The following is an 8,793-nucleotide window of genomic DNA, read 5'->3' as shown; positions in this document are numbered from 1 at the left end:
AATACAAAACAGTATTCCCTAGACGCCTGAACTCCACGCATCGCCCCGCCTGTCAACCCGAATGAAATCCGCGGGTGCTGAAGCGCGCCCGTCAAGACACCCACTCTCGTACTCGACCATGCGTCGCTCGGGTGTGGAGTTCGGAACATTCGGACAGGGTTATGCAGTGACCTAGGATCCTGCGGGATGGCCGAACCTCTAAGCGGGCCCTTGGCGGTGCAGTGCAAAGTCTGTGGCGGATCCGCCCCCTGCCCGCTCGTCCCCTCCCCAGACCGGGACGCGGACCGTCCCCCTCCAGAAAGGCCGTCGCACGCTCATTCCGGTCCATCTTCAAACAACCCCGAGAGCACCCCATTTCAAGGTCAGGAAGAGCGGCGGGCTGCGGGGCGGATCGGCCGTGGTCACAGCGCACGCCCACACACCGGACAGGCAGATCCCGCCCTTGCGATGGCCGAATATTCAGGCGGCACATGCGACCCCTCACACAGGCACCCCAACTCCGGAGTGGGCGGTTCAACCGTTGCCATAGGTCGTTCATAGACTTTGAATCTGGTTTCCATGGTTATTGAACGTCGTGTCAAAGTCGAAATTCCACAGAATTGCCAGCTTATTGCACCAAACCCCGGTGAGACATAAAGTAAAGGGCATCGCAGTCAGGCTGGACCAAATGTCCGATCTTGAGAGGCCTGAACGCATTCGGTCAATTTATTTCGTATCCTATTTTAAGGCGCACGACCCCAGGAACAATCGGCCATGCTGTAACGCAGGTCGAATCTGACACCGTCGCAATTAACGAAGCCCTTGTCCGTCTTTATCCACATCTTTGATTCAGCCGGCGTCCGTTTTTGCTTGCGATCTGACAAACGGAGCCCACAGTTTATCTGTGATAACCATAAAAGACTTGGCCGATGCCTGAATACCTGAATAGACAACTGGAAATCCCGACCGCCCAAGCGATGGCCGATCTCTGGGTCCTTCACGCGCGGTTCGATCACCTGCCTCGCGCCTTCAGGGAGTCGCTGCCGGTCGCAGTCCGCAAAATGGATGTCGCACGGTTCGAGGACCGGCTTGCCGCGCAGATACCCACCGTGGCCGGGGCACCGACCCATCGGATCGCGGACCTTCTCGAGGCCTGGGACAGCCGGGTCGCTGATACGGGGTGCCCCTTTCCGAAGCCTGCGGCGACCATCTACAAGATGCTGGACTGGCTCTGGCCCGGCACGCTGATCGACACCGCCGGTTCCGCGATGATCGAGCGGGAGACCGCACGGGTAGATACCCAACCGTGGTCTGACGAGACAGCGCCCCTCGCCCGCCTGCTTGTCGGACTGGAGCGCTGGTACGCCCTGCGCCGGGGAGACGCGCTGGTCCCGGGTCTCGACCTCGTGGCCGACCTGTTTCTCTTGCAGTCCCTGATGCATAGCGTGGGCGGGCCCTTGTCCTGGTCGCTGACTTTGGCCGTCGAGAGTCTGGACGGCGCACCTGCGGAATCGGCGCAAGCGAGCCACCAGGAGGTGGGCCCGGACAAGCTGCTCGCCACCCTGACGACGGAGGTGACCCGGACCCTCAAGACGCTCACATCGCCAGACTTGGCCGAACGGCTGACAACCGCGATGCGCACAGCTTTGCCACCGGACATCCCGAACAGTTTGATCGCGGATTTCGTCGCCGGGGCTGTCCTGCCACGCGGGACGGTTTTTGATCGGCTGGGCAAGTCCAAGCGCCAAGGGGCGCGCGAGATCGCGACGATGTGCGCGGCAGGCTGGCTCACCTCGGATAGTCCGAAGGGGCCAGTGCGATTGACAATCCCGGCGGAGGTGATGGTCCGCATCCTTGATCCCCAGCCGTCCCCGCCCCCATCAGCCGGACGGCGGTGACATGTGCGGACAGCCAAAGGCAGGCACCAAGCGACGCGCAGAAAACCCATTCCGGGCTCATCATACTCGCTATAATTTAGCTCATCTATTTAAATTGATACTGCTTTTCCATTTTCAATACATCCAGAGTCCAAAAATATAGCCATTCCAAGATGATTAATAAGATCAAGACACCCTCTGACAACACCTGAAACAGGGCGCCCGCTTATATTCTTGTGGAAAACTCCATAATCACGCACCCACATTCGCAAAATCGGGTCCATATGAGGAATATCGGCCTACCGAAGATGGGGGCTTGAGATGATCTAGTGTTGGCCACCTGACATATGGGCACCTCGAAAAATTGCCCTGACCTTGGCGCTGGGATAGAAGGCAGAGGGCATTCGACTTGTGGGGTTTGACGATGGCGCAGATGGGTTTCTTTGATCTTTCAGACCGCTACGCGAGCCTTGACGCCAAGCGTGACCCGCTGGTCGAGATCGACGCCATTGTGCGTTGGGAGGAGTTCCGTCCGGTTCTGGAGCGGGTCTGGCGCAAGCCCGAGGCGGAGCGCAAGTCGCGGGCCGGGCGCAAGCCGATGGACGCGGTTGTGATGTTCAAGACGCTGTTGCTGGGCGCGCTCTACAACCTGTCGGACGATCAGATCGAATATCAGGTGCGCGACCGGCTGTCGTTCATGCGGTTCCTCGGCCTGGGACTTCAGGATCGGGTGCCCGACGCCAAGACCGTCTGGCTCTACCGCGAGGGGCTGGCGCAGGCCGGGGTGGTCGAGGCGCTGTTCAAGCAGTTCGACGGTTATCTGGCGCGGCAGGGTTACATCGCGCGCGGCGGGCAAATCTTGGACGCCTCCATCGTGCCGGTGCCGAAGAACCACAACACGCGCGAGGAAAACAAGGCGATCAAGAACGGCGAGGTGCCCGAGGGCTGGGCCGACAAGCCCGCCAGGCGGTCGCAGAAAGATACGGACGCCCGCTGGACGAAGAAGCACGGCAAGAGTCACTATGGCTACAAGAACCATGTGAATGTGGACCGCAAGCACAAGCTGGTCCGCCGTTACCACGTCAGCGACGCGGCCCTGCACGATAGCCAGGCGGTGGATCACCTGCTCATGCAAGGCAACACCGGCTCGGACGTCTGGGCCGATCCGGCCTACCGTTCCGAAGAGATGGAGGCCAAGCTGCGCGCCCGAGGGCTGAGAAGCCGCATCCATCGCAAGGGCAAGCGCGGCAAGCCACTGACCGAACAGGGCAAGAGCAGCAACCGGACCAAATCCGTCGTGCGCGCGCGGGTCGAGCATGTCTTCGGCGCCCAGACCAACGACATGGGCGGGACGCTGGTGCGCACCGTCGGACTGATCCGCGCGAAGACCAAGATCGGAATGAAGAACCTCGCCTACAACATGCGACGGCTGGCGCAACTGCGCCGCCTGAACCCTTGCCCCGCGTGATCCGGGACGTGGACTTCAGGCCGACGGGGCCGAAGACCGCCATGACCAGGCGAAACGGGCCATGGCTATGCCGCCAAACATCCCCAAAAGCCACTTCCTGTCGGCTTCATGCCACAAAACTCGTGCAGATCAGCCGACGACAGTGAAAAATCGAGGTGCCCATAGGACACACCATTTTCCTGCGACCACCAAGCTTATGGGGTCAGAGACTGCCCCCCTCGCTGGTCTATCGTCAATCATCGACACCGAATCGCCATGGACATCTTGCCCAATCCGCGGCGGGCCGGTCTCGAAACTGACGAAAAAACATCGCTGCGGGGCCTGCTCGATCCGCAAGCGCTGCAGACGAAAAGGACGCCTGCCAATGGGATTGCCACAACGTGCGTTGTACACCATTCACGAAACTGCTGCTCGATGGGGCTGCACTGTCTACGATATCGCCGCATGGGCGGGGATTGGTACATTGAAAATTGTGACGGGCATCCCGCCGGTTGCATGTGGAGACCAACGCGCCGGCGGTCTCGTGGAAATCCAGTCCATGGATATTGTGCGGATCTTTCGCAATTGTGGAACCGGCCCCCAAACGGCGCAGTTGCTCCGTGTACGACCGCTCGGCAGTGATGACTGGCTTCATATCGACGCGCCAGAGAGTGGCGTCACCCTATCGGTTGGGGACGTGATGATTCTCGGCGAGGACGTGCGACGATTTGAAGAAACCCATGACCTGTTTGGCCGGATCGAAGAAGGCGCTGGGCTTGGAGATGACGGTGACTACGACTGGGCCGCCATGCGGATCGAGATCACCCGCCGGGTCTATGAACAGGGACTACCCAACTCGCAGGCCGCATGGATACGAGAGCTTCAGGACTGGTTTTCTGACCGCTCCGTCGATGGAAGCTTCCCAGATGAGCGATCCATCCGGCGACGGCTGAGGCCGGTTCTCGTAGCCCTGAAGTTCAAGGCGAAGACGTCTTGACGCTCTTCGCGCCCCGGCGCGGGGCAGGTACTACTGACCTCGGCTCAGCGTTGTGCACCAGGCGGGGCTTGGGCTGAAACACGCTGGCCACCGCATCCACTCCAGCGCGCAACGGCGAGTCCATGAGATGCGCATAGCGCTGGGTCGTCTGCATCTGACTATGACCCAGCAGCTTCCCAATCATCTCAAGGGAAGCGCCCCCGCTGACCAAAAGCGACGCAAAGGTATGGCGCAGATCATGGATGCGCACATCTTCGATCCCCGCCTCCTTCTGAATGCGTCGCCAGAAACGGCGCACCTCCTGCACCGGTTGACCCGGCGTGTCGCCGGGAAAGAGCCAGGCACAGCCGGAGAATACTGCTTGCTTTTGCTGGCGCACGATCGCCGCAGCCTCGTCAGATATCGGCACTCGGTGCACGCGGCGCTGCTTGGTGGTTGTCGCAGGTTTCGTCCATGTCAGGTGCTCGAGATTGAAATCCTCAAACCGGGCTTGGCGCACCTCCCCGACCCGTGCGCCAGTCAACATGCACAACCGGATGATATTGGCGGCTCTTAGGTCTTCTGAGGCATCGAGCGCGGCAGCGAGACGCGTAATTTCCGCTTGGGTCAAAAAGCGTTCACGGGGCGTTTCCATGCGATGCCGAAATCCCATGGCCGGGTTGTCGTCGCGCCAGCCCCATTTGACCGCATAGGCAAACATTTTCCGGACCACCTCTCCAACCCGATTGGCGCGCACAGGTGTCGGCCGCGCGCCCTTCAACTTACGCGCCCGGTTTCTCGGCTTGGCTTTGGCCGGGCGTGCCCGCCCCTCCGCCACTTTGGTCAGCAGGAGTTCGACGTCGTAAGTGCTCACCTCCGTGACCAGCATCTTACCCCAAGCAGGTGCGATGAACGTCTTCATCATCGACGCCTGATCCGCTGCGTTCAGCTGCGCCAGATGCGGCAAGTGGACCTCGACATACCGATCGATCAGATCGGTCACACGCGGCGCCTCGCGCATCGCCGTCCGGTTGGCCAGGGGATCGTCACCGGCATCAATCTCGCGTCTCAGCTCTTTTGCACGGGTGCGCGCTGCCGCGACGCTCCACTCCGGCCAGCGACCAAAGGTCATCCGTCGCTGGCGCCCTGCATGACGGTAATCCAATGTGAACGCCCGGCTCCCGCTGCGATAGATGCAGACAGCAAAGCCACGGACTTCGCTGTCGAAAATCTGGTAGTCGCGGCCCTCCGTAACTGCGGCCTCACGCACCACGGCTTCGGTCAGCTTTTGTCTCATCACCATGTTTTGCCCTCTCTTGCGCCACTGTCATGACGCGTAGATCGCGCCTCTTATCAAGCAGAGCATGACGCAGGGGTGGCAGGGGTGGCACGGGGTGGCACGGGGTGGCACGGAAAAGCCAATATGCGTGCCACCCCCTATTTTATTGAGGAATTCGGCTCTGGCCGTGCCATTGGCATCAAAACAGAAAGACGCCAGGCCAGTCCAAATCTGGGTTTTTTGTGGAATCACCCCCAGAAGCGTCCAGTAAACGCCTCCTGCCTTGTAAATTTCCAATGAAATCAGGGGGTGGCACGCTTAAATGCGCGGTGCCACCCCCTGTTTGCGCGTAAATGTTGGCGAATCCCCTGTAAATCAACGTGTTTGCGGCTGAATACGCGCGAACCGCCATGACAGCCAAAATGCTGCACCGCAGCGCCGCCTCCGCTTTCTGCGGCCTCACATCCCTCAGAGCCAATAAAATAGGGGGTGGCACGGGTGGCACCGTTTTCGTGCCACCCCGTGCCTCCCTGCCACCCCTGACGATGTGCGTGACTGATCTGCAGGTCCGATCGCCGTTCGGGCTGCCAAACGGGAGAACTCATATGCACAGTCACATAGTCCAACGGGAAACGAGGCCAGTTTCAGGGACTTTATTGAGCGGCTGGATCAGTCGCACCGATCTCGCGCAACAACTCGAAGTCACCGAAAGCACCTTGCGCCGGTGGGAAGCTGAACGGCGCGGCCCACCTTGCGTGCGTGCAGGTCGGAAAATCTATTACCGCCGAAGCGCTGTGCTCGATTGGCTAGAGGAGCAAGAGACACTTGGCCTAAGTCGTGGACGCCGAGGGGCACGGCGATGAGCATCCCCCTGCCCTTTCGTGCGCAAAGCCGCCGCCAGCGATCCGCCCGCGATGAAGCCCGCCAGGACTGGATCGACGAGCGCCTGCGCGAAGCCCGCATCGTCGTGGCCGAGGTGGTGCATCATTCCGACCACATGGTCCGGCTGGCTTGCAATGTGCTGGTCCAGCATGGCGAAACCCCCGAGGAGCGCGAGGATGCACGCACCCTGCTGGTGGTTCTGGGTGGCAAAACCCATGGCCGTGGGCGTCCCGCCTGGGCCGATCCGGAGAACCGGCGATGAAGACGCGCGGAACTCCGGAAGCCGACCTGCAGCGCGCTGTGGTCAGCGCCTTGCGGGTCGTCCTGCCTAAAGGGGCAATCGTGCATCACAGCGCCAATGAGATCGCGCAGGCCGGGCCTCGGGGCGCCAAGCGCCAGGCCATCCTGACCGGCATGGGGGTGCATCCCGGCTTTGCCGATCTGGTCGTGCTGTGTGAGGGTCGCGTGCTGTTTCTGGAACTCAAATCCCGCAAGGGACAGCTCAGCCCGGCGCAGCAGGCGTTTCGCGACGCGGTGCAGGCGCAGGGGTTTGGCTGGGCGCTGGTGCGCTCCTTGGATGACGCGCTGGGCGCTCTGGCCGATTATGGGTTTACCACGCGCGTGGTCAGCGCGGCACCAAGTGTCTTTAGCTCTAGACCCAACGACGGGAGGAGCTGCAGATGAGCCATGCCGCCACCAACTGGGCGATCCAGCAGCGCGGGCTCAAGCCCACAACGAAGATTGTCCTCTGGCATCTGTGCGATCGGTTCAATCCGGACTACGGGTGCTTCCCGACGCAGGAGCGCCTCGCCCAGGATTGCGAGATCGGCCGCGCCACGCTGAACCGGCACCTCGACGAGCTGGAGGCCCGCGGGCTGATCCGTCGGGTGCCGATCATCGACACCAAAACCGGCCAGCAGCGCCCGACAAGGTATCTGCTCGGGTTCGAGTTTGGCGGCCTGACCAAAGGCACGCCCGACCTGGACGGCGGGTCCGGCGCCCCGTCAAATCCACCTGTTGAGGCTGATGAAACCTCGTGTCTTGATTTGGGACACGGGGATACTGCTGACACCTCCATCCAGGACACGGGTGCGCGGCCCCCCACCCCGGCTGCGCCGTGTCTCGAACCGGGACACGGGCCCGTGTCTCATTTTGGCGCAAACCCGTGTCTCAAAAATGGCGATTCCCGTGTCTCAAAATGGGACACTAACCCTGTAAGGGAACCTTTAAGTAAACCAGTAAAGGAGGAGGAGGGCGCGCAGGCGCGCACGAGCCTCGATGAAGATTTTTTTGGAGCGCTGCTCACGGCGCTGGGCTTCGAGCCCAGCGGCGCCCTGCCCGGCTGGTGGCAAGGTTGGCCACCCAGGGAACATGTTCGGCGTTGGCAAGTCGATCTTGGTTTGACCAAGGCGGAGATCGTTGCGGCAGCGTCGGCCTCTCGGGACACCCACCCTACCCCACCGGATGGGCCCAAGGCGCTGGACCGCGTCATGCAGCGTGAAGCTCGGCGCAAGTCGGAGGCTGCAGGCGCACCGGGTCGTGTCTCGACGAAGGCCAGCACCGCATGCACGGCCAAGCCGCCCAGCGCCGATCCAGCCGCCTTCTACGCCGATTGGGTCAACTCGAACCGCTACCTGCCCTCCAGCGCCATCACCAACGCCATGCGCGATCAGATGCTGACCCGCGTCCTCGTCACCGCCCAGCGCCTGCGCGAAAGGAACATTCAGTGAAACATGATCGCAGTCTGCATCGTCGCTCCCGCGCAAATGCCCGCGCCAAGCGCGACATGAGCATCCAGCAAGCCCTTGAATGGGCGTTCCGGGTCGAGAAAGCCCAGCTCGAGCTGCCTGAGCCTGAGGCCGACGTTGCGGAGCCCCGCAGCTTCGGATTGGAATACGTGCTGGCGCAGCGCGCTGCCCTTGGGACCGCTGTCGACGGCGGACGGTACAAGTTGAGCAGTTACACCCACCCCGATGCAGAGGTCATCGCCGCGATTGTTGCTGGGCTTCCCGACAGCCTCGGCGGCAAGCGCATGGCCATCCGCGTAGCCGAGCTCGCCCGCGCTGGGATGACGCCGGACTGGATGCCAGGCGTTGTGCCACGGTGCGTGCCGCAGGACGTTCGGGAAAACCAGCATGGGCCAAAAGCTGCCACAATCGTTGTTGCCACCGAGCGTGTCTGGTCCCGCGGAAAATGGCGGAACGTTGAGGTTCTCGCCTGCCCCGTCATTCGGCGACCTTATCCAGAGCAGATCAACGCCGCGCGACGCGCGTATCACGATTGGTGGATGGCACTAGACCACTTGCGCGATGCGCTGCAAGCTGCAGGGTTACTGCGAGAGGTCGAGGTTCCC

The 8,793-nt window shown here is 61.7% G+C and carries 9 protein-coding genes; 8 read left to right on the top strand and 1 reads right to left on the bottom strand.

The features are described 5' to 3' along the window. Positions 1-908: 908 nt before the first annotated feature. From MCRY_RS22040 to MCRY_RS22030, 3 genes are all read left to right on the top strand, one after another. Positions 909-1,877 (top strand): hypothetical protein, encoded by a 969-nt coding sequence (locus MCRY_RS22040; RefSeq protein ID WP_085633894.1) that lies wholly within the window; start codon positions 909-911, stop codon positions 1,875-1,877. A gap of 403 nt (positions 1,878-2,280) precedes the next feature. Beyond that, on the top strand, positions 2,281-3,324 hold the full coding sequence (locus MCRY_RS22035) for an IS5 family transposase (RefSeq protein ID WP_085633892.1): 1,044 nt from the start codon (positions 2,281-2,283) through the stop codon (positions 3,322-3,324). A gap of 364 nt (positions 3,325-3,688) precedes the next feature. Further along, on the top strand, positions 3,689-4,300 hold the full coding sequence (locus tag MCRY_RS22030; protein WP_085633890.1) for a hypothetical protein: 612 nt from the start codon (positions 3,689-3,691) through the stop codon (positions 4,298-4,300). Here MCRY_RS22030 and MCRY_RS22025 read toward each other — a convergent pair. Continuing rightward, positions 4,281-5,582, bottom strand: coding sequence for a tyrosine-type recombinase/integrase (locus MCRY_RS22025; protein WP_085633888.1), 1,302 nt, complete (start codon positions 5,580-5,582; stop codon positions 4,281-4,283). The two genes, MCRY_RS22030 and MCRY_RS22025, sit on opposite strands and share 20 nt — an antisense overlap. A 386-nt stretch (positions 5,583-5,968) precedes the next feature. Here MCRY_RS22025 and MCRY_RS23580 point away from each other — a divergent pair, with 386 nt between their 5' ends. The 5 genes from MCRY_RS23580 to MCRY_RS22000 all read left to right on the top strand — a co-directional run. Continuing rightward, entirely contained in the window at positions 5,969-6,421 is a 453-nt protein-coding gene (locus tag MCRY_RS23580) for a helix-turn-helix transcriptional regulator (RefSeq protein ID WP_342351700.1), read from the top strand. Continuing rightward, positions 6,418-6,702: a hypothetical protein gene (locus MCRY_RS22015; RefSeq protein WP_085633886.1), complete on the top strand. Its 285-nt coding sequence runs from the start codon at positions 6,418-6,420 to the stop codon at positions 6,700-6,702. The genes MCRY_RS23580 and MCRY_RS22015 overlap by 4 nt, the downstream gene beginning before the upstream one ends. After that, positions 6,699-7,124 (top strand): VRR-NUC domain-containing protein, encoded by a 426-nt coding sequence (locus MCRY_RS22010; protein WP_085633884.1) that lies wholly within the window; start codon positions 6,699-6,701, stop codon positions 7,122-7,124. The genes MCRY_RS22015 and MCRY_RS22010 overlap by 4 nt, the downstream gene beginning before the upstream one ends. Beyond that, complete coding sequence (locus MCRY_RS22005) at positions 7,121-8,170, top strand: helix-turn-helix domain-containing protein (protein ID WP_085633882.1); 1,050 nt, start codon at positions 7,121-7,123, stop codon at positions 8,168-8,170. The genes MCRY_RS22010 and MCRY_RS22005 overlap by 4 nt, the downstream gene beginning before the upstream one ends. A 56-nt stretch (positions 8,171-8,226) precedes the next feature. Next, positions 8,227-8,793: hypothetical protein (locus MCRY_RS22000; RefSeq protein WP_085633895.1), on the top strand; the 567-nt coding region annotated here is incomplete at its 3' end.

Origin of the sequence: Marivita cryptomonadis (genome assembly GCF_002115725.1) — a bacterium.
Lineage (GTDB): Bacteria > Pseudomonadota > Alphaproteobacteria > Rhodobacterales > Rhodobacteraceae > Marivita > Marivita cryptomonadis.
The sequence above is the reverse complement of the archived record's forward strand: the minus strand, read 5'-3'. Positions and strand labels throughout refer to the sequence as shown.